A 19,584-nucleotide genomic window follows, 5' to 3' on the forward strand; every position below is an offset into this window, starting at 1 on the left:
CTCAGCTGCACGTGTAATAGGAGGTCCAATTGAATCTCGAAGGAAAGACAGCGCTGGTCACGGGTTCGACCAGCGGCATTGGCCTGGCCATCGCGAAGGCGCTGGCGCGTCAAGGCGCGAACATCGTTCTCAACGGGCTCGGCGACATCGACGCCGCCCAACGCGAACTTTCGGCAAGCGGTGCCAGAACGATGCGCCACGAGGCCGACATGCGAGACCCCGCGCAGATCGAAGATATGATGAAGTTTTGCGCTTCCAGCTTCGGTCACGTCGACATACTGGTCAACAACGCGGGGATCCAGCATGTGGCGAACGTCGAGGCGTTCCCGGTCCAACGATGGGATGAAATCATCGCGGTGAATCTTTCAAGCGCTTTCCATACCACGCGACTGGCACTTCCAGCCATGCGCGCAGCCAACTGGGGAAGAATCATCAACGTGGCATCGACCCACGGCCTGGTGGCCTCGGCGCAGAAGTCAGCCTATGTGGCGGCGAAACATGGCATCGTCGGATTGACCAAGGCCGTTGCGCTCGAGACCGCAACCACCGGCATCACTTGCAACGCGATCTGCCCTGGGGCAACGCTCACGCCCTTGGCGCAAAAGCAGATCGACGATCGAGCCAGGCTCGACGGCGCCTCGGTCGACGAGACGAGGGTCAGGATGGTCGGCGAGAAGCAACCTTCCCTGGACTTCGTCACCGTCGAGCAATTGGCCGAACTAGCCGTGTTCATGTGTTCGCCGAGCGCGGATCAAGTCCGCGGCGCTGCGTGGGCCATGGATGGAGGCTGGACGGCCCAATAGCCGTCCTATGCTCACCAGGGACACATGAACGCGACATGGGGATAGATTCTTCCCTTGCGTGAATGCCGTGGACTCAGAACTTTCCGCCCCGGCGAACCGGCATTGGCACCGTCGCTGGCCTCCATGGTTCAATTCACACCCATTCGAGCTCAATCACATGCCCCGACAGCGGTCGGATGCATCAGCTTTCTCGGCGTTGACACTCAGAAGCTGAGCTCGCTCCTAATTGACCTGAAGCAACATTGCGTGTCCTGCGACAGCACCCCGGTGATCTAGCAGCCCAACAGTCGGCGGCCGCGGCGCCGCCTTCTCACGGTCGTTGGCGACGAGACTGTCGCCGGCCTCCCGTGCTGGTGACGGTGCGAGAGGCACAGCGATTGGGCTCGCCGTGGATGTGCCCCGTGCCACGATGACATCTTGGGCGGGCCTGGCGCTCGTTGGCTTCGGGCCGGGACTGCCCCGCTCGTCTCCCGCGGGGCTGTGAACCCCCGCACGCTGCTACTGACCGTGTTTCAAGCCTGCGTCGGCGGCAAGAAGCGGCGTGCTGAGCCAGTCGAATCGCCTGGACAGACGCGCCCTTTAATCGTTGATAACCCATGGTACGCGCGTGTGTTCAGCTCGAGCAGCAGGCGGAGGGCAGCCGCGTGAAGGCTGATCGCTTCGCAGCAGATCTCAGGGCGCCAACGCGAGCCCGTGCCGTCCCATGACCGCTTTCAGCGCGACGAGGTCGGGCGGCCCGCCCGCACCGAGCACCTGCGCAACCTCCGAGAAGTAAGCGGGCCCGATCTTCGCGGGTGAGAACACGACAAGTGCTCGCGCCGGCACATCGCCTGCATTGCTGAAATGGTGGACGCTTCCGCGCGGCGAAAAGCAGTGGTCGCCCTGGTTCAGCGTACGAACCTCGTCATCCACACGGTAGGTGAGCGAACCTTCCAGCACATGGATCGTTTCGTCGACATCCGCATGCCGATGGGGGGGCGGTACTTTCGCGTTGGGTTGCACGATCATCTCCGCCATCGCCATGTGCCCGCCGGTGTCGTTGCCATCCACGAGGAATTGCATTGAAAGGGAGCCGATGACGATCTTGTCTTGGCGCAGCATGCAGGTCTTTCTTACAATGAAGTAAAGTGACTTTACCAAAAATCGATGCCACGTCAAGCCGCCGATGCGAAGATCCTGCTCGCCGATACGAACCCTGACGATCCATTGATCGGTGCAAGGCTTCGCTTTGTCCTCACCCAGGTGGAGCGCCGCCTTGAAGCCGAACTGGCGGCTGCTGGCCATCCGGACGTCCTCGTCGCGCACTTCAAAGTGTTCCGGTTTCCACCGCCCGAGAACGAACGCCCGCTCGATCTCGCGAAACGCGCGGGCACGACGAAACAGGCGATGAACTATCTGCTGGCCCAACTCGAATCGTTGGGTTACCTTGAGCGATCGCACGGAGATGGCACGAGCACGCGCCGTGTATCACTCACAGCGAAGGGCTGGGAAGTCGCACGCATCCAGCGCGAGACGGTCAGGTCGATCGAGCGTGAATGGGAAGCTCGCTTCGGCGCAGTGAAGTTTCGGGCGTTCTATGAGGTTCTGAGCGAACTCGCAGGCTGCTGATCTCGCAGCGGTGAAGCGAGATCGGGCTTGGACAGAGGCGTCAGTCGAACCAAGCCATCGAATCGCCCCATCGGCCGTACGGCACCGATCCCCTTGCACTGTGGGTCGGCGCAACCTGGCCGGTTCAGGCACAACGCCGCGATGCCCACGGGGACCGAAAGTTGCTTGACCGATTTCGAATGAGTGCGCTGCTCTGCCCAACACAAAACACACGATCTCGCAAGCAAGCGCCGCCGCGGCGAATTCTGAAAGGCGGAGCTCGAGCTCTACCTGAAGTCCTGGATATGCAAGGTGTGAGGGCCAGGCAAGGTCGAGTGCAGATGATCCTCGAGATAGCGATGGCACGTTTGCGTTGTCGAGCCACTCACTCGACAGCTCGAGCTGCGAGCGTGCTTCTAGGCGAGGTCGTGCAGTTCCCCATCGACGACGAGAAGGCACGAGACCCGATGAGCGGGAGGGCCCTGGCAAAGGTGCAGAATCTCTAGCGTTAAAAGTAGATCGATTGAAAAGCTGAACAGCATGTCTGCTGCGGTCAAACTTGATTCCTCGTCTTCCAGTGAACTGCTGCGCCAGTTCGGCGAGCGGTTGGCGTCTGTGCGCCGTGCCCGCGGACTGACAGCGCTGAGCCTTTCTCGCGAGCTTGGCATTTCTCGCACGACGCTCGGTGCGGCCGAGCGTGGCGAACCCACCGTCACAATGGGAACCTACATGCGCATCCTTGCGCAACTGGGTATGGCGGCGGACGTTGCCCTTCTTGCAGCACAGACAAACTCTGCCAGCATCGAGCGCCGTCATCAGCGTTTCGCGCGCGAGGTCGAGCGGGGCCAGCGTCACCCGCAGACTCTGTTTGCGTTTCCGGCCGAACTTGTCGCGCGAGCCGAGCTGGAATTTCCTGAGAATGCGTTCGGTGAGCCGCAGCCGTGGTGACCGATTAAAGGCAAGAGGGAGGCCATCACCTCGCCTGAAATCGTCAACGGGTTGCTTGCAGCGGTCGGCGAAGACATGGTGCTCGTGGCGGCCAAACGTCGGCTTTTTGGTCTTGCGATACGAACTGGTCATACGGTGCGGGCACGCTGCGATCTCCAGTAAAACGGACTTGCTTGCGACCTAGATCAATAGCCGTGCACTGGTTGAGCGGATGGCCGACATCCACCAACGAGCACTGTTCCCGAACCGCCGGGCCTTGACCGGCCTTGTCGGGCAGCCATCCGCCCATCAACGACGACGAGTCGTCTACCTAGGTGATCGACGGCGAGCCAAAGTACAACCGAGACAATACGAATGCGGGAGGGAGCACTCCGGCACCAGAGGTGCAGTGCCAGCGTCGCTGCCTTCGACGTTCTACATTGCTCTGCTGGGCTCGGCTTTGGAATGATCGTGCGCTGAAACCAAGACCGTGGCGTCACGGCGTACATTTCCCCCTCAGCCGCGCTGGCCCAATCCAGACCCTGCTTGTCGATGGTCCTCTCCGGGGAACTGCCGAGGGTGGTCACCGCGGAGGTCCTTCCAGAGACCCGGCCTCGATGGTGGGTCAAACGAAGCCTGCCCCGAGTTAATCGGCCAAAGGGAAGCGCAGTTGCTCCCTCATGTAGGCAATGAACGCCTGCACCTTTGGCGACGGCAAATGCGCACGTGACGACAGGGCATTCAGCTCCTGCGGCGGTCCCCACCACGCGGGAAGCACGCGCACGAGCCGGCGCGCCTTCACGTCGGCCGCCATGCTCATCTCCATCGCCAGGGAAATACCTTCACCCTGCAGCAGCGCGGGACGCAGGAAAAATGGATCGCTCGCGACGATGACGGGATGGACGAGAAATCCGCGCGGCTTGCCCGTGCCCTTGCGCATGGGCCACACATACCCCACGTCACGACGCGCCTGATGCAACGTGAGTGTGCGGTGCTCGCACAGTTGCTCCGGCGATGTGGGAAGGCCGGCGCGCTTGACATAGGCCGGGCTCGCGAAAGCACCCGAGGGAAAGCTCGCGAGCCGGCGCGCGACGAGACTGGAGTCGGGCAGTTCGCCCAGGCGCAGCGCGATGTCGATCTCGGACTCGACCAGGTCGAGCGTTGCATGCGATGCGACGATCTCGATCTTCACGTCGGGGTAGCGCGCACGAAAGCCCGGCAGCAGCGGAGCGATCCAGTCGACGCCGAATGAATAGGGCATCGTCAAGCGGAGCCAGCCGCGCGGGCCGTCGCGCAGCTTGTGGACCTCTCCCTCTGCGTGCTCCAGCGTCGCGGCGATGCCTCTACAGTTTTCATAGTAGATCGCACCGGCCTCGGTGACGCTGAGCTTGCGCGTGGTGCGCCTCAGCAACTGAGCACCGACATGCTTCTCGAGCTCGAGGACCCGTCGGCTGACCGTCGTCTTCGGTATCTGCAGCGCATGTGCCGCCGCGGTGAAGCTGCCCTCCTGCACCACCCGCACGAACACGAGGGTGTCGTTCACATCTCTTCTCATAGCGGTGACCTCTTCGATGGCATCGGTCCGCATTGTTCCATCCATGGGCCAATTCTTGCCACTCGGATGGGCTAATCAAGTTGGCCGCCCATGCTTATCTTCAGTGCTTCACTGCCACGGAAGAACACCATGAACTTGAGCGAATACGCGAATCTCGACGCCGTCGACCTGGCCCGCCTGGTGGCCAAGGGCGACGTGCGGCCGGCCGAACTCGCCGCCCTGGCCCTCGAGGCGGCCGATGCGGTCAACCCCGCCGTCAATGCCGTCGTCGAGCAGTGGGTGCCCGAAGAGGCGGACCTCGCCACCGCGACGTCCACGAACGGTCCGCTCGCAGGCGTGCCGTTTCTCATCAAGGACCTTGCGATCCAGATGGCCGGCCGGCGCTGCGAACTTGGCAGCCGTCTCGCCGAAGGGTTGGTCGCCGCGGACGATTCGCTGCTGATGCGCCACTATCGACGTGCCGGCCTCGTCACGGTCGGGCGCACGACCACACCCGAGATGGCCTTCAGTACCGAAACCGAGTCGGTGCGGCAAGGCGCGACCCGCAATCCGTGGAACCTCAGGTTGAGCGCGGGCGGCTCGAGTGGCGGCTCGGGCGCGGCGGTGGCCGCGGGTATCGTGCCCATCGCGCACGCGACCGATGCGGCCGGCTCGATCCGGGTTCCCGCCGCCTACAACGGGCTCTTCGGTCTCAAGCCGACGCGCGGGCGCACCTCGAACGGGCCGGCGCTGGATGAAGTCTTCGGCGGTCTGGGCGTGCAGTTGGGTCTGAGTCGCTCCGTGCGTGACAGCGCCGCGCTGATGGACGCGGTGCAGGGCTACTCGCGCGGCGATCCGTACTACACGCCGGCGCCCGCCGAAGGCTTCCTGTCTCAGGTCGGACGTGATCCCGGCAGGCTCCGCATCGGGCTCATGCTGCATCCCTGGAACGGCGCGCAGACGGCCGCTCCCATCGCACAGGCCGCGCGCGACGTGGCCGTCCATCTGCAATCGCTCGGTCATCACGTTGAGGAGGTGGCGCCCGTGCTGGGGGTCTCGTGGGAAGCCTTCGTGCATGCCAACGCGCAGATCTGGTGCGCAACGCTCGTACGCTGGATCGACGGGCTCGCCGCCGCCACGGGGCGTCCGATCGCTGCGAGCACCCTGGAGCCTTCGACGCTTGCCAACTATCGCTACGGCCAGGAGGCTCGCGCGGTCGATTTCGCGGCGGCTTTCGAAGTGCGCAACACCGTATCGCGCGCGGTGGGTGCTTGGTTCAACGACATCGACGTGCTCATGACCCCCACGCTGCCCGAGATGCCGGGCGCGCTCGGCACCTACAGCGAAGGTGCCGAGCGCATGAGCGGCCTCGACTGGACCGCACGGGTCTTCCGCCACACGCCCTTCACGCCGCCAGCCAATGTCGCCGGCACGCCGGCCATGTCGATGCCGCTGTGCGTCGATCCTGAGACCGGTCTGCCGATCGGTATCCAGTTCATGGGGGGTTTTGCGCGCGAAGACCTGCTGCTGCGGCTGGCCGGGCAACTGGAACAGACGATGCCCTGGGCGGCGCGCCGACCCGCGGTGTGGGCTAGTGCGGCTTGAGGGCATCACAAGAAGGCGATGGCACTACCTGCCGGCTCGGTACGGATCGCGGGGCTATAACGACCGCCGACCGCCGATGGCGACAGCACGCGCTGCGTATCGGTCACCGCGAAGAACTGCGAGGTCGCGCGCATCCAGCGCGAGATGGTTCGATCGCTCGCGCCAGATTGAGGACTGGTCCGGCACAGCGAGATCTCACACGATTGCTGAGTTCTGAGCGAGCTCGTGAGGTGCTGATGTCACTGCGGCCAAGGCACGGCACCTCATTCCAATGCCGCTCTCCACTCCCGCCATGCCCCCGTAACCATCGGGAGCAAACAGTCCTGGACAAGAGGAAGATCTTGCCGATGGCGCGGGCAACACCCAAGATTCACTGAGTCAGCAAGTCGCTCGAAACCAGAATTCGCTGGTCAGTAGCCGGCCTCGCGCTGATGACGCAGAGCCAGCACCGTGACCACATCGATGTCTTCGTCGTACCGGTAAAGCGATACGTAACCGCCGCTACCGAAGTCGATCACCCACTCGCGATACTCAGGGGGCAAATCCTCCAGCGGCCGTCCGATCAACGGCTGCAAACCCAGCACCTTCACGCCCTGCAAAATACTTAGAGCAGCGCGCCGCGCTGCTTGCGGGTTTTTTGGACGCAAGAACTCACGCAAACGCTGCAAGTCGCGCAGCGCCGCAGGCGTGAACCTCACTTGTGGCATTCAGGCTCAGGCTGCTCGTTGTCCGTGCCCCAACTGGCCAACCAAGCACTCACTTCTTCGGCCGTAACGTGCAGACCCGTCTGCTGAAACTCATCCCAGGCGGCCACCGCCTGTTCGTGAAGCTCCTGACGCTTTTCCTCCCGCTCCACATACTGCGCGATCGCCTCGCGCATGAGCCAGTGCGGCGCACGGTGGCGCGCCTCGGCCAGACGCTTGAGCCGGCCCTTGAGCTGGGGGTCCAGTTTGACCGGCGTGGGCGCGATGGACGAAGAAGAACTCGCGGTAGTCATGGGTAATACTTTATCAACTTTCAGCTCATCCGGGCGGTTGCACCAGCGTTCCCGCGGAGTTCCCATGGCCCCCCGCGCGTCCGGTGATTGGGGGCGGTCGAAATCTCGCCGAACGCCGGCACCTCTTGGTGGGCATGGCAGCCTAAACGATGCAATCGCGATAAATGCAGTACTCGAATACGACACGGGTAGTCGATTGCGCTTTAAGTACGCTTGCGGCCTGACGTCACCGGGTGAGATTGCAATCTGAACGGCGCGTGTCGGCGACAGCCGATCCTGCCCCCCCTTTGGCGGCAAGAGGTACTGGCGCAGCGGTGATTGAGCCCGATGCGCTAACGCGCCACGCCGTTAGTTGATTTTCAACCTTCGACGACGGCATCGGCATGCCGGAGGATGTAATTCTTTAGAATAAGAACCATTCCTATTTGTCACGCCTTCGTGCTCCCATGTCCGCCCCCCTGCCAGCCCCCGCGCTGATCGACAGCATCTACCGCGAGCACCATGGGTGGCTGCTCGGCTGGTTCCTGCGCAGGCTGAGCGGCAGTTCCCAGGCCGCGGACCTGGCGCACGACACCTTCGTACGGCTCATCACCTCGCGCGAGCTGGCGCAGGTGCGCGAGCCACGCGCATTCCTGCGCACGCTCGCCCACGGCGTGATCGTCAACCACTGGCGCCGCGCCGACGTGGAGCGCGCCTGGGCGGAAGCGGTCGCCGCACAGCCCGAGCTCCTCGCCCCCTCCCCCGAGGAGCGAATGATCGCGGTGGAAATGCTGTGCCGGATCGACGCCATGCTGAACACGCTGAGCGACAAGGCACGCAAGGCCTTCCTGCTGTCGCAGATCGACGGTCGGACCTACGCGGAGATCGCACTCGAACTCGGCGTGTCGGATCGGATGGTCAAGAAATACATGGCCCAGGCGATGTTGCAGTGCCTTCTTCTCGCGCAGGAGCCATGACCGCAGTCTCGGCGCACCCGGAACAGCCCCGGGCGACGTTCGAACATCTTCAGCAGGCGGCGACCTGGTTCGCCCTGCTGCAGTCCGAATCGGCCACCGCGAGCGACCGGCTGCGCTGGGAAGCATGGCTGCGCAAGGATGGCGGCGCGCGTGCCGCCTGGCAGCAGGTCGAGGCCGTGTCCCGGGACTTCTCGTCCGTGCGCCATCTCCCTGCGCGCCAGATCCTCGAAGACACGAGGGCCACGGCCACGCGCCGCCGTCGCAGCGCGCTGCGCGTGCTGGCCTTGCTGCCCGTTGCCGGCGTGGCCAGCTGGCTGCTCGAACGCGAAATGCCCTGGCGCGCATGGGTGGCAACGTACCGCACGCAGACCGGCGAACGCCGTGAGATCGCGCTGGAGGACGGCAGCCGGCTCTGGCTCAACACCGCTTCGGCGGTCGATGTCGACTTCACGACGACCCATCGGCGCATCCTCCTGCATGCCGGCGAAGTGCTGGTGTCCACGGGACACGACCCCGCCTGGGAGGATCGACCGCTCGTCGTCGAGGTCGCCCAGGGACGGCTCACGGCGCTGGGCACGCGCTTCACCGTGCAGGGCGACGGCAACGCTGCCGACGCGGCACTCGTCACGGTGTTCAAAGGCGGGGTGCGCGTCCAGCCCGCCCGGGGCGGGCCGTCGCGGACGCTGCGCGCCAACGAGCAGACCCGGCTGTTCGTCGACCGCGTCGAAGCACCGGCGGCCGCGGACGCGGGCAGCGACAGCTGGACGCGCGGCCAGCTTGTCGCCAACGACATGCGCCTGGGCGACTTCATCGATGCGCTGGCGCGCCACCGGCGCGGCCACCTCGCCTGCGCCCCGGCGGTTCGCGACCTGCGGATCGTGGGCAGCTATCCGCTGGCCGACACCGACCGGATCCTCGCGGCGCTTCAAGCCACCCTCCCGGTACGGGTGAACCGCGTGCTGCCATGGTGGGTGACCATCGAGCCCGCGCAGGGTACCGACAACCGCCACTGAAAAAAAATTCGCGGCGCGGGTTCCCCTTTTGCGACCGTCGCGTGGCAAGGAAGGTACCAACCCTTCCATTTGCTCAAAGCCTCCATGCGCGACCTCTCGACTTCCTCCCTCCATGGCGTGCGCCCCGCGCGACCGCCCCGCTCACGCCTGCGTCGTACCACCCTCGCGGCGCGCGCGCGCTGGGCACGGCGCTCGCCATCCTGCCTGCCGCCGTCGTCGTCCTCCATGCCAACCCGGCGCTCGCCCAGTCGCCCACGGAGCAGACCGCGCGCGACTACGCCCTCGCGCCCGGTCCGCTGGCCGGCGTTCTCACGCAGCTCGCCAGCCAGTCGGGCATCCTGCTGTCGGTCGATGCATCCCTCACCGCCGGGCTCGACAGCCCCGGCCTGCGCGGACGCTTCACCCTGCAGGAAGCGCTCGCAACGGCCCTCCAGGGCAGCGGCCTAAGGGCGACTCGCACGGGCGACAACATCTACTCCCTGCAGCGCGATGCATCGCGCCCCGCCAGCCCGTCGGCAGCGGGTCAGCCCTCGGCCGGGTCGCTGCCGGCGATCGTCGTGGAGCCCCAGGCGAGCCGCGAGACCGGCACCGGCCCGGTGTCCGGCTTCATCGCACGGCGCAGCGTCTCGGGCACCAAGACCGACACGCCCCTGATGGAGACGCCGCAGTCGGTGTCCGTCGTGACGCGCGACCAGATGGACGCGCAGGGCGCGACCACGCTGGTCGAGAGCCTTCGCTATACGCCGGGCATCGTCGCTCAATACGGCAACACCGACCTGCGCCTGGACTGGCTCACCTTGCGAGGCTTCACGCCGCCCGCGCGCTACCTGGACAACCTGCGCCTGCCTTTCGGCGCGCGCGGCTACTCGCAGCCGCGCATCGAGCCCTGGGGGCTGGAACGCGTCGAGGTCGTCAAGGGGCCGTCGTCGGTGCTCTACGGGCAGGCGACGCCTGGCGGGCTGGTGAACATGGTCAGCAAGCGCCCCACGCTCGAGCCGGTGCGCGAGGTGGAGCTGCAGTTCGGCAGCCACAACCGGCGCCAGGCAGCGCTCGATCTCGGCGGTGCCATCGATGCCGATGGCGTCTGGAGCTACCGGCTGGTCGCGCTGCACCGAGAGGCCAACACCTCCTACGACCACGTTTCCGAGCGCAAGACCTACTTCGCCCCGTCGCTGACCTTCCGCCCTTCCAGCGCCACACGTCTCACGGTGCTCGGCCAATGGCAGTCGCTCGACTCCCCTGGTGGCGGCGGCGCGCCGGCACTGCCCGCCGCGGGCACCCTCGACACCAGCCGCTACGCTGCCCTACCCACGCGCACCTTCGTCGGCGAACCAGGCTACGACCGCTTCAGCAACCGGCAGCGCTTCGTGGGCTACGAATTCGAGCACCGCTTCAACGACACCTTCACGGTGCGCCAGAACCTGCGCTACGGCAAGGTCGACGCGTACACCCAACGCATTCAGGCCGTCTGCCTGGCGGCCTGCAACCCGTCCTCGCTGCTGCGCTACGCATGGGCCTTTCCAGAAGAGGCCAGCCTGCTGACCGCCGACACGCAGCTGCAGGCGGACTTCGCCACCGGCACGTTGCGGCACACGCTGCTCGCCGGCGTGGACTTCTCCAATGAGAAGTCCGCGTTCGACGAGACCAACCTGCGCATCATCACGCGGCCCTTCAACGCCTACCTCCCGGTCTTCGGCACCGATTCCGGCGCCGTGCCCGGCGTCGCGACCCATATCGACCAGAAGCGTCGCCAGACCGGCTTCTACCTGCAGGACCAGATCCACCTGGACCGCTGGAGCCTCGTGCTGGCCGGCCGCTACGACAAGGCCGACACCGACACCCGCACGCTGACGACCGCGACGGCGCGCATGGCACCCGTCGACCAGCACGACGACAAGTTCACCGGGCGCGCCGCGCTCATGTACAACTTCGACAGTGGCTTCGCGCCCTACCTGAGCTACAGCACCTCGTTCCAGCCGGCCGCCGGCACCGACCGGCAGGGCAATCCCTTCGAGCCGACCACGGGCCGGCAGATCGAGGCCGGTCTGAAGTACCAACCGGCCGGATCCAAGGCCATGGTGACGGCAGCCGTCTATGAGCTGACGCAGCGCAATGTGCTGACCCCGGATCCACTGAGCCGATCGTTCAGCGAGCAGACCGGCGAGGTGCGTGTGCGCGGCCTCGAGCTGGAAGCCAAGGCACCGCTCACGCGCGGCCTGGATGTCATCGCCTCCTATGCCTACACCGACAGCCGGGTCACGCGTGCCAACGCCAACGCGTCGGGTGCCAGCACCCTGGGCAAGCGCTTCCCCTATGTGCCCGAGCACCAGGCGGCCCTGTGGCTGGACTACGCCTTTCCGATGGAGATCGCGCCCGGGCTGTCGCTGGGCGCGGGCGTGCGCCGCATCAGCACCACCTACGGCGATGCCGCGAACCAGTTCCGCGTGCCCGGTGTGACCCTCATGGATGCGGCCCTGCGCTGGGACCTCGGGCGCTGGCGCCCGTCGCTCAAGGGCCTACGCCTGGCGCTGAACGTGTCCAACCTTGCGGACAAGACCTATGTGGCGACCTGCCTGTCGTCGACCGGCTGCTACTACGGCGAGCGTCGCAGCGTCTATGTGACCGCTGGGTACAGTTGGTAGCGTGCCGCGCGGCCACATGCAAATGACCTGCTCGGCTTGCTCGAGACAGCCACTCGTGGAAGAGAGCGTGACGCAGGCCCAGGGAATGGACAGAAAGTCGTGCGGGAATCTCCGGCAATCAGGCGACTGCCGCAGCGACATCGGTAGCGGAGTCGGCGTCACGCGACCGCGCGAGGTCGAGCGCGACGTCCACAATCATGTCTTCTTGACCGCCAACCATACGGCGCCGTCCAAGTTCGAGCAGAATCTCGACGGCCGGCAGGCCGTAACGTGACGCGGCGGCTTCCGCATGCCGCAGGAAGCTGGAGTAGACACCGGCATAGCCAAGCGACAGAGTCTCCCGGTCTACCCGAACGGGCCGATCTTGCAATGGCCGCACGATATCGTCGGCCGCATCCATCAGCGCCTTGACGTCGCAGCCATGATCCCAATTCAGCCGCTCGGCCGCGGCCACGAAGACCTCGAGCGGCGCGTTACCGGCGCCGGCGCCCATTCCAGCCAGGCTCGCGTCTACGCGATCGCAGCCTTCCTCCACGGCTACGATGCTGTTGGCTACGCCGAGGCTGAGGTTGTGGTGGGCATGCATACCGGTCGCCGTCTCCGTGCGCAATACGTCTTTGAGGGCGCGGAAGCGGTCACGCACGTCCTGCATGCCCAAGGCTCCGCCCGAGTCGACGACGTAAACGCAGGTGGCACCGTAGCTTTCCATCTTCAGCGCCTGCTGTGCGAGCTCTGCCGCGCTGGTCATGTGACTCATCATGAGGAAGCCGACGGTGTCCATGCCAAGCTCGCGCGCGGTCTCGATGTGCTGCTTTGCGACGTCGGCTTCCGTGCAATGCGTCGCCACGCGCACCACGCTGGCACCGGCCGCGTGGGCGGCCTTCAGGTCGTGCACGGTGCCGATGCCTGGCACGAGCAGGGTGGCGATGCGCGCCCGACGAACGGCGTTGCGCGCCGCGGCGATCCACTCGACGTCGGTGTGTGCGCCAAAGCCGTAATTGAAGCTGGAGCCGGCGAGCCCGTCGCCGTGGGCGACCTCGATGGAGTCAACGCCCGCTGCATCGAGCGCGGCCGCGATCTGCGCCACCTGCTCCACGGTGTACCGGTGCCGGATGGCGTGACTGCCATCGCGCAGGGTCACATCAGAAATGTAGATCTTTTTGTCATTCATGGAATTCTCCTCACGCGTTCGCCATGGCACGGGTGGCCAGCAGGCGCGCCGCGATGCGGTCGCCGCTCGCGAGCGCGGCACTGGTCATGATGTCGAGGTTGCCCGCATACGCCGGCAGGTAGTGCGCCGCGCCTTCCACCTGTAGGAACACGGAAGTCTTCAGTCCGGCGAGCCCTCCCACGCCGGGAATCTGCAGCGCCTGCCCGGGCGGAATGTGTTCGAACTGCACGGCTTGCTTGAGGCGGTAGCCCGGCACGTACCCCTCCACGGCCGCCACCATGGCCTGCACCGAGTCTTCGATTGCGGCCTCGTCACTGCCCACGCTCAGCGTGTAGACGGTGTCGCGCATCAGCAGTGGCGGCTCTGCAGGGTTAAGAATAATGATGGCCTTGCCCCGCCTCGCCCCTCCCACAACTTCGATAGCGCGGGCCGTGGTCTCGGTGAACTCGTCGATGTTGGCCCGCGTGCCCGGGCCCGCAGAGCGGCTCGACACCGACGCGACGATCTCGGCATAGTGCACGGTCGCCACTTGCGAGACGGCATGCACGATGGGAATGGTCGCCTGACCGCCACATGTGACCATGTTGAGGTTTAGCGCGTCCAGGTGTTCTTCAAGGTTCACCACAGGGACACAGTAGGGACCGATGGCGGCCGGCGTGAGGTCCACCATGCGGAGGGCCGGCTTGCGCTCGCGCAGGAAGGCGTCGTTGCGGACGTGCGCGGCAGCCGAGGTTGCGTCGAACACGATGTCGATGTCGCCGAAGGCGGATGTCGCGCGAGGCCCTCGACCCCCTGGTCGGTAGTTGCCACGCCGAGGCGGCGCCCACGCGCGAGGCCGTCGGAGTTTGCATCGATGCCGGCTAGCACGACCACCTCGAGGTTCCGTGCGCCGCGCAGGGCCTTGATCATCAGATCGGTGCCGATGTTTCCACTGCCGATGATGGCAGCTTTGATCTTGTTCATGGAGGTTCCTTGCATGTTCACGCGAACCGCGCCGCGACGCGGCCGAGACCTTCAATATGCGCCTCGAAGAACGAGGGCGCAGTGATCGTCACCATCGGTCCGAGCGCCCCGGTCAGTACGACATCGCCGGCGCGCAGCGGGGTGCCGAGCCGGGCCAGTTGCCGCGTCAGCCAGACAGCAGCATTCAAGGGATGGCCCATGCACTCGCCGCCGCTGCCCTGGCTCACGCTGCGGCCGTCTTCGGTCAGTGTCATGCCGGCATCGCGCAGACTCAGCCGATCCAGTCGTTTCGGGTCCGCGCCCAGTACGTAGCCGGCGGCCGATGCGTTATCGGCGATGGTGTCGAACAGGTGTATGTCCCAGGCCGCGATGCGACTGTCCACGATTTCGAGCGCAGGCACCGCATAGGCCGTGGCCGCGAAGAGGTCGGCCAAGGTTGCGTCGGCGGCCGTCACATCCTTGTCGAGCACGATCGCGACTTCGGCTTCCACCTTGGGCCGAATAAAGCCGGTCAGCGGAATCTCCGCGCCGTCGCCAAAGGCCGTGGAGCTCCAGAGCGCGCCGTAGTCCGGCTGGTCTACGCCAAGCTGTCGCTGCACGCTGGCGGCAGTAAGCCCGATCTTGCGGCCCGTGACGCGATCGCCGCTCGATATGCGGCGCGCCTCGTTGATGCGCTGCACGGTATAGGCGTTCTCCTGAGTCACCGACCAGCCGAGGGACTCGGCTTGGTGCCGCAACGGCGTGCAGGGGGAGCGCTGATGCTCGGCGTCGCGCAGCGCCGCCGCTAAGGCTTCGGCGGGGTCGGATAGATGTTGCATGGATGATCTCTGTTGGTGGGGGGTTGGGTGGGGCAGCGCATCGCGCCGGGTTGCGTCAAGTCGTCGAGAGGAGGCCCCGAACAAGAGCGAAGGACGGCAATTTCATCTGGCCTCTTCTCAAGATGTCGAGACGAAGAAAGCAGCTCGGCGATGAACTGGCCGCGCAGGCAATGTCGCTCATCGCGACGATGTTTCGCCTGTTCATGCGACCGTCTTCGCCATTGATGATGTGACTGAAGCAAAGGTTAGCGACGAGGGAATAGCGGCGGAAATGCTTTCTCGGCATGGAGGCCATGCCGGTCCGGGTGTCACGATCCCGGAACTGAGGTGGGCGGCAGCGCGGGTGAACGACTCGAACTTCGCACGGTCAACCGCAACCGGCGCGGTGTGCTAAAGACAGGCCGCAGTCCAGGGGCGACGCCAGAACCGCGGCCCCAGGCGGTCGACAGTCAACGAGCTTCGCGACCATCTTCGAGCTCGGCGCCGGTTCATTCGAGCAGCCGTCGCAGCTCAAACTTCTGGATCTTGCCGGTGGAGGTCTTGGGGAGTTCGCCGAAGACCACAGCTCGCGGTACTTTGAACCCGGCCAAGTGCTTCTTGCAGTGCGCGATGATGTCTTCGGGCACGAGCTTCGCGCTCGCCTTGAGCTCGACGAAAGCGCACGGTGACTCGCCCCATTTGAGATCAGGCTTGGCCACCACCGCGGCAGCCAGCACGTCTGGATGCCGGTACAGGACATCCTCCACCTCGATCGAGGAGATGTTCTCCCCGCCGGAGATAATGATGTCCTTGCTGCGGTCCTTGATTCTGATATAGCCGTCCGGGTACTGCACAGCGAGGTCGCCCGTGTGGAACCAACCGCCGGCGAACACCTCTTGCGTTGCCTTCGGGTTCCGAAGGTAGCCCTTCATCGTAATGTTGCCGCGGAACATGATTTCGCCCATGGTGACGCCGTCCCATGGTACGGGCACCATCGTCTGCGGATCCATCACGATGGCGCCCTGCTGCAGGTGGTAGCGCATGCCCTGGCGGGCGTTCAGCCGCGCGCGCTCGCCGATGTCCATTCCGTCCCATTCAGGGTGCTTCGGGCAGACCATTGCCGGGCCGTAAACCTCGGTCAGGCCGTACACGTGGGTGAGGTCGAAGCCGAGCCGCTCCATGCCCTCGATCATCGAGGCAGGCGGCGCCGCGCCGGCCACCATCGCTTTGACCCCGCGCGGCAGTTTTCTCGTCAGTTCGTCGGGCGCGTTGACGAGCATCGAATGCACGATCGGCGCGCCGCAGTAGTGCGTGACCCCGTGCTCGCGGATCGCGTCCACCATCGCGTGGACATCGATCTTTCGCAGGCACACGTTAACCCCGGCGCGCGCCGCGATAGTCCAGGGAAAGCACCAGCCATTGCAGTGGAACATCGGCAGCGTCCAGAGGTAGACGGCGTGCTTGGGCATGTCCCACTCGAGAATATTCGACACGGCGTTCAATGCCGCGCCACGGTGGTGGTAGACGACGCCCTTGGGGTTACCGGTGGTGCCGCTGGTGTAGTTCAGGGCGATGGCATCCCACTCGTCTTGCGGCAGATCCCAGGCGAAGTGTGGATCGCCCTCGGCAACGAGCACGTCGTAGGTCAACTCGCCGATGCGCTCCACTGGTCCGGCGTAGAGTGGGTCATCGACGTCCACCAGCAGCAGCGGCGAGTGACTCTTACGCAATGCCAATGCCTTCTTTAGCACCGGCGCGAACTCCATATCAACAATGACCGCTTGGGCCTCGCCGTGGTCCAGCATGAAGGCGATGCTTTGGGGATCCAGCCGCGTGTTGAGGGTGTTGAGTACCGCGCCGGCCATGGGCACGCCGAAGTGCGCCTCGACCATCGCAGGCGTGTTGGGCAGCATGACCGCCACCGTCTGCCCTTTGCCGATGCCGCGCCGCTGAAGCGCAGAGGCCAACCGTCGGCATCGGACGTACACCTCGGACCAGGTGCGGCGCAGGTTCCCGTGCACGATGGCCAAGCGCTGTGGATATGCCTCGGCGCTTCGTTGGAGGAATGGCAAGGGAGAAAGCGACGCGTAGTTCGCGGAGGTCCGGGGAAGGTCCCGGTCGAAGAGCGGAGTGTCCATGGATGTCACCTATTCAGTCGCAAGGAAGTTGAGCCCGGTCGTGATCTCCGAAGGACTTCGACGAACGCGTGGCGCCCGGATGCGGAGAGTTCCCATTTCCAGATAACAGACGCCGTGCGCTCTTGCGGCCAGCGGATTCGAGCTCGGCATTTCCGACGGCTCGGTCAACAGTTTTTCCAGGGCTCGATCAGGAATTTCATTCCTGTCGCGGGATGTGCGCAGACCTTGAGGACCTCCGGTGAGATGACCTCCTTCAGCGAAATGCCTCGGGCGTAGTGGCTCGCAAACGTGGTCTTGACTTCTGCGGCAACCCGAGCTTTGAGCCTGTCGAGGATTTGCGGCTGCGTCACCTTGAGGTACCGCAGAAGAAGCCATCCGCCAGCGGCCCATGCAGCACCGATGTCGCGCGGTATCTCGATGGGGCGAGGATCGAGAGCGCCGTACACATACAACTGTTTAAGAACTTCCGAGCCGTAGCGGGAGGCTGCCTGACCGGGACGGCGGCTGATGGCCACCTCCATGCAGCTCAAAATCTGCCCGCCGCTACCCCCTCCAATGGGGTCCAAGACAATCGTTGCCCCCGTGGCCGCAATGGCGTCAACAAGTCGATCTCTGAAATCGCCGGAACTCGAGTTGCACACGTAGCGGGCGCCCTGCGCGCGCAAGAGTTCCTCTTGCTGCTGCGACCGCACCACGTTGACGAGCGGGACACCATCAGCAAGGCAGATTCGAAGAAGGATCTGTCCGAGATTCGAGGCAGCAGCCGTTTGGACAATCGCCGTGTGGCCCTCCCTGCGAGCCGTCTCCACCATCCCTAACGCGGCGAGGGGATTGACGAAGCAGGAGGCAGCCTCTACCGCACTGGTGCCCTCGGGGAGCACGAGACATTCTGCCGCCGCTACACAACGATAGCGCGCGTACATGCCCCCGGCCATCGCTGCAACCGTTTTCCCCATCAAGGACTGTGCAGCATGTGAACTTCCTGCCGCCACGACCGTACCTGCCCCTTCGAGACCGACCGACATGAAAGCAGCCCTGCTCGATCGCATCGCCGGCAGGGATGCTGCAGGTACAGGCGCCACAAGTTCCGGCCCAGCAGCACCGTCAGCAGTCCACGCCAGACTGAGGTCCGCGGCGCCAAGCATCGAGCCAATGTCGGACGGGTTGATTGGAGCGGCCTCGACGCGAATGAGCACATCTTCAGGCTTCAGAGCTGGCAGCGCTTCTCTGACAAGAGAAAGCACAACCTGCCCTCCATGAGTGACAACAGAGCGCAGTTGAAGAGATTCGTCTGAGAATTTGTTTTTCACTTTGAACGCCGAGTCGAATGGTTGCAAGGCTCGCCACTCGAAAGACCGGGCACGAGCGGCGGGGTGTGGTCAGAACGGGCGCCGCTGTGCCGCCCATTCGACGCCACGCTTCACCAGCTCTTGGAACATCGGTAGGTCCCAGGGGCCCCGATGGTCGAGCTGATCGGGCAGGTGCGGAAACAGCTTGTCATAGGGCCGGTTGGCGTGGCCGAGCGCGAGATAGAGCACGCCGCCATCGCCGACTGTCCGGCGGTAGAGGATCGGGCGATCGGCCTCCTCGAAATGAATGCCGCCGAACGCTTCACCGCCCCAGTGCGCGTGGAGCAACACGTCGAGGTCCCTGGTGACATCCTCGATGCAATACAGCTCGTCGGACACGTCGAAATCGCGGATGCCTTTTAGCAGCGGCTCTTCCTGCCGCGTCACTTTGACCGGGAAGGTCATGTACTTCGGATGTGAAATGAAGCGTGTGCCGAGGATGCTCGGCATCGCCTGATTGCCCGCGACCGAATTGGTCGCATGCAACGCGAACCAGCGCCCGCCTCGATCGAGGAAGCGCCGGATCGCTGCACTCGCTTTTTCACTCACCGGTACCTGCGACGTGTAGCTGACGAGCAGGTCGGCGCCGAGGAGGTCAGCCGACTCCTCATAGTCGTTGTAGCAATCGGTGCGAATGCCGTGAGCGTCGTAGAGAGCCTGGCCGAGCCGCAGCCGCGCGAAATCAAAATCGTGGTTACGGTGGGGACTGCCGCACACCAGTGCGGCGACAAGCGGGCGCGGCATCGCTTAACCGACGTCCCGCGAATGCCACATCTCGTCCTTCATCGGCGCAGCCTCGCCGAAAGCTGCCGGCATCAGCAGCCTGCTCTCCTGACGGACGAAGAGAGGAGCGACCTGTGCGACGTACGCTTGCCACGCAGGAAGCGCGGCGAGCGCGCCACGCCGGCGCACACGGTCCTCGAACGAACTGAACCCCCAAATGAAGATCACCTGGTTCAGGTCACCGACCTCGGTCATGTAGCACCCGGCCAAGTGCCCAAGGACTTCACACTGAAGCGACTTGCCCTTCTCTGCGTAGATGCTGAGGTAGTCCTTCAGGCGGGACGGCAGCACCTGGTAGGTCCGCATCTCGAAGAGCATC

Annotated in this window: 19 protein-coding genes and 1 pseudogene; 7 read left to right on the forward strand and 13 right to left on the reverse strand. The window is 64.8% G+C overall.

What is annotated here, in order from left to right; genetic code table 11:
• Positions 1-29 precede the first annotated feature (29 nt).
• Positions 30-803: a 3-hydroxybutyrate dehydrogenase gene (locus ACHMXE_RS05220; protein ID WP_203206439.1), complete on the forward strand. Its 774-nt coding sequence runs from the start codon at positions 30-32 to the stop codon at positions 801-803.
• A gap of 672 nt (positions 804-1,475) precedes the next feature.
• Here ACHMXE_RS05220 and ACHMXE_RS05225 read toward each other — a convergent pair.
• Positions 1,476-1,904, reverse strand: a complete 429-nt coding sequence (locus tag ACHMXE_RS05225) for a cupin domain-containing protein (protein WP_203206438.1) — start codon at positions 1,902-1,904, stop codon at positions 1,476-1,478.
• A gap of 45 nt (positions 1,905-1,949) precedes the next feature.
• On the opposite strand from ACHMXE_RS05225, the gene ACHMXE_RS05230 reads away from it, so the two are divergent.
• Together ACHMXE_RS05230 and ACHMXE_RS05235 are read left to right on the forward strand one after the other, a co-directional pair.
• The gene (locus tag ACHMXE_RS05230) at positions 1,950-2,411 is read left to right on the forward strand and encodes a MarR family winged helix-turn-helix transcriptional regulator (protein WP_203206437.1); all 462 of its coding nucleotides are present in this window, start codon (positions 1,950-1,952) and stop codon (positions 2,409-2,411) included.
• 519 nt (positions 2,412-2,930) lie between these two features.
• Positions 2,931-3,338 carry a helix-turn-helix domain-containing protein gene (locus ACHMXE_RS05235; RefSeq protein ID WP_203206436.1) on the forward strand — a complete coding sequence of 136 codons (408 nt, stop codon included), beginning with the start codon at positions 2,931-2,933 and terminating at the stop codon, positions 3,336-3,338.
• 625 nt (positions 3,339-3,963) lie between these two features.
• Here ACHMXE_RS05235 and ACHMXE_RS05240 read toward each other — a convergent pair.
• Positions 3,964-4,860 (reverse strand): LysR substrate-binding domain-containing protein, encoded by an 897-nt coding sequence (locus tag ACHMXE_RS05240; RefSeq protein WP_395347126.1) that lies wholly within the window; start codon positions 4,858-4,860, stop codon positions 3,964-3,966.
• A 141-nt stretch (positions 4,861-5,001) separates the two neighbouring features.
• On the opposite strand from ACHMXE_RS05240, the gene ACHMXE_RS05245 reads away from it, so the two are divergent.
• Complete coding sequence (locus ACHMXE_RS05245) at positions 5,002-6,456, forward strand: amidase (RefSeq protein ID WP_203206435.1); 1,455 nt, start codon at positions 5,002-5,004, stop codon at positions 6,454-6,456.
• A 5-nt stretch (positions 6,457-6,461) separates the two neighbouring features.
• Here the strand turns inward: ACHMXE_RS05245 and ACHMXE_RS05250 are convergent, their stop codons facing one another.
• The 3 genes from ACHMXE_RS05250 to ACHMXE_RS05260 all read right to left on the reverse strand — a co-directional run bounded on the left by ACHMXE_RS05250 (position 6,462) and on the right by ACHMXE_RS05260 (position 7,453).
• A complete protein-coding gene (locus ACHMXE_RS05250) occupies positions 6,462-6,590 on the reverse strand; it encodes a hypothetical protein (protein ID WP_281081500.1) in 129 nt (42 codons plus the stop codon).
• Positions 6,591-6,866: 276 nt separating this feature from the next.
• Positions 6,867-7,163: a type II toxin-antitoxin system RelE/ParE family toxin gene (locus ACHMXE_RS05255; protein ID WP_203206434.1), complete on the reverse strand. Its 297-nt coding sequence runs from the start codon at positions 7,161-7,163 to the stop codon at positions 6,867-6,869.
• On the reverse strand, positions 7,151-7,453 hold the full coding sequence (locus ACHMXE_RS05260; protein WP_057596819.1) for a CopG family ribbon-helix-helix protein: 303 nt from the start codon (positions 7,451-7,453) through the stop codon (positions 7,151-7,153). Before ACHMXE_RS05260 ends, ACHMXE_RS05255 begins: the two co-directional genes overlap by 13 nt.
• 446 nt (positions 7,454-7,899) lie before the next feature.
• Between ACHMXE_RS05260 and ACHMXE_RS05265 the strand changes: the two genes are divergently transcribed.
• From ACHMXE_RS05265 to ACHMXE_RS05275, 3 genes are read left to right on the forward strand one after another with little or no spacing between them, the layout of a single operon-like run.
• On the forward strand, positions 7,900-8,409 hold the full coding sequence (locus ACHMXE_RS05265; RefSeq protein ID WP_057596820.1) for a sigma-70 family RNA polymerase sigma factor: 510 nt from the start codon (positions 7,900-7,902) through the stop codon (positions 8,407-8,409).
• Positions 8,406-9,422 carry a FecR domain-containing protein gene (locus tag ACHMXE_RS05270; protein ID WP_395347133.1) on the forward strand — a complete coding sequence of 339 codons (1,017 nt, stop codon included), beginning with the start codon at positions 8,406-8,408 and terminating at the stop codon, positions 9,420-9,422. Before ACHMXE_RS05265 ends, ACHMXE_RS05270 begins: the two co-directional genes overlap by 4 nt.
• Positions 9,423-9,463: 41 nt before the next feature.
• A complete protein-coding gene (locus ACHMXE_RS05275; protein ID WP_395347134.1) occupies positions 9,464-12,064 on the forward strand; it encodes a TonB-dependent siderophore receptor in 2,601 nt (866 codons plus the stop codon).
• Positions 12,065-12,182: 118 nt separating this feature from the next.
• On the opposite strand, the gene dmpG is transcribed toward ACHMXE_RS05275, so the two are convergent.
• The 8 genes and pseudogenes from dmpG to ACHMXE_RS05315 form a co-directional block, all read right to left on the reverse strand.
• Positions 12,183-13,235 (reverse strand): 4-hydroxy-2-oxovalerate aldolase, encoded by a 1,053-nt coding sequence (dmpG, locus tag ACHMXE_RS05280; protein WP_203206431.1) that lies wholly within the window; start codon positions 13,233-13,235, stop codon positions 12,183-12,185.
• 10 nt (positions 13,236-13,245) lie between these two features.
• Positions 13,246-14,198: pseudogene (locus ACHMXE_RS05285) on the reverse strand (acetaldehyde dehydrogenase (acetylating)).
• A gap of 17 nt (positions 14,199-14,215) precedes the next feature.
• Entirely contained in the window at positions 14,216-15,016 is an 801-nt protein-coding gene (locus ACHMXE_RS05290; RefSeq protein ID WP_203206429.1) for a 2-keto-4-pentenoate hydratase, read from the reverse strand.
• A 55-nt stretch (positions 15,017-15,071) separates the two neighbouring features.
• Positions 15,072-15,311, reverse strand: a complete 240-nt coding sequence (locus ACHMXE_RS05295) for a hypothetical protein (protein ID WP_261206550.1) — start codon at positions 15,309-15,311, stop codon at positions 15,072-15,074.
• Positions 15,312-15,504: 193 nt separating this feature from the next.
• Positions 15,505-17,133: an acyl-CoA synthetase gene (locus tag ACHMXE_RS05300; RefSeq protein ID WP_395347136.1), complete on the reverse strand. Its 1,629-nt coding sequence runs from the start codon at positions 17,131-17,133 to the stop codon at positions 15,505-15,507.
• A 164-nt stretch (positions 17,134-17,297) separates the two neighbouring features.
• Entirely contained in the window at positions 17,298-18,470 is a 1,173-nt protein-coding gene (locus ACHMXE_RS05305; RefSeq protein WP_281081497.1) for an alcohol dehydrogenase catalytic domain-containing protein, read from the reverse strand.
• Positions 18,471-18,512: 42 nt separating this feature from the next.
• On the reverse strand, positions 18,513-19,226 hold the full coding sequence (locus tag ACHMXE_RS05310) for a ThuA domain-containing protein (RefSeq protein ID WP_203206427.1): 714 nt from the start codon (positions 19,224-19,226) through the stop codon (positions 18,513-18,515).
• Positions 19,227-19,229: 3 nt separating this feature from the next.
• Positions 19,230-19,583 (reverse strand): NIPSNAP family protein, encoded by a 354-nt coding sequence (locus tag ACHMXE_RS05315; protein ID WP_203206426.1) that lies wholly within the window; start codon positions 19,581-19,583, stop codon positions 19,230-19,232.
• Position 19,584: the final 1 nt, after the last annotated feature.

This window comes from Variovorax sp. UC122_21, assembly GCF_044056785.1.
Classification (GTDB): Bacteria; Pseudomonadota; Gammaproteobacteria; order Burkholderiales; family Burkholderiaceae_C; genus Variovorax.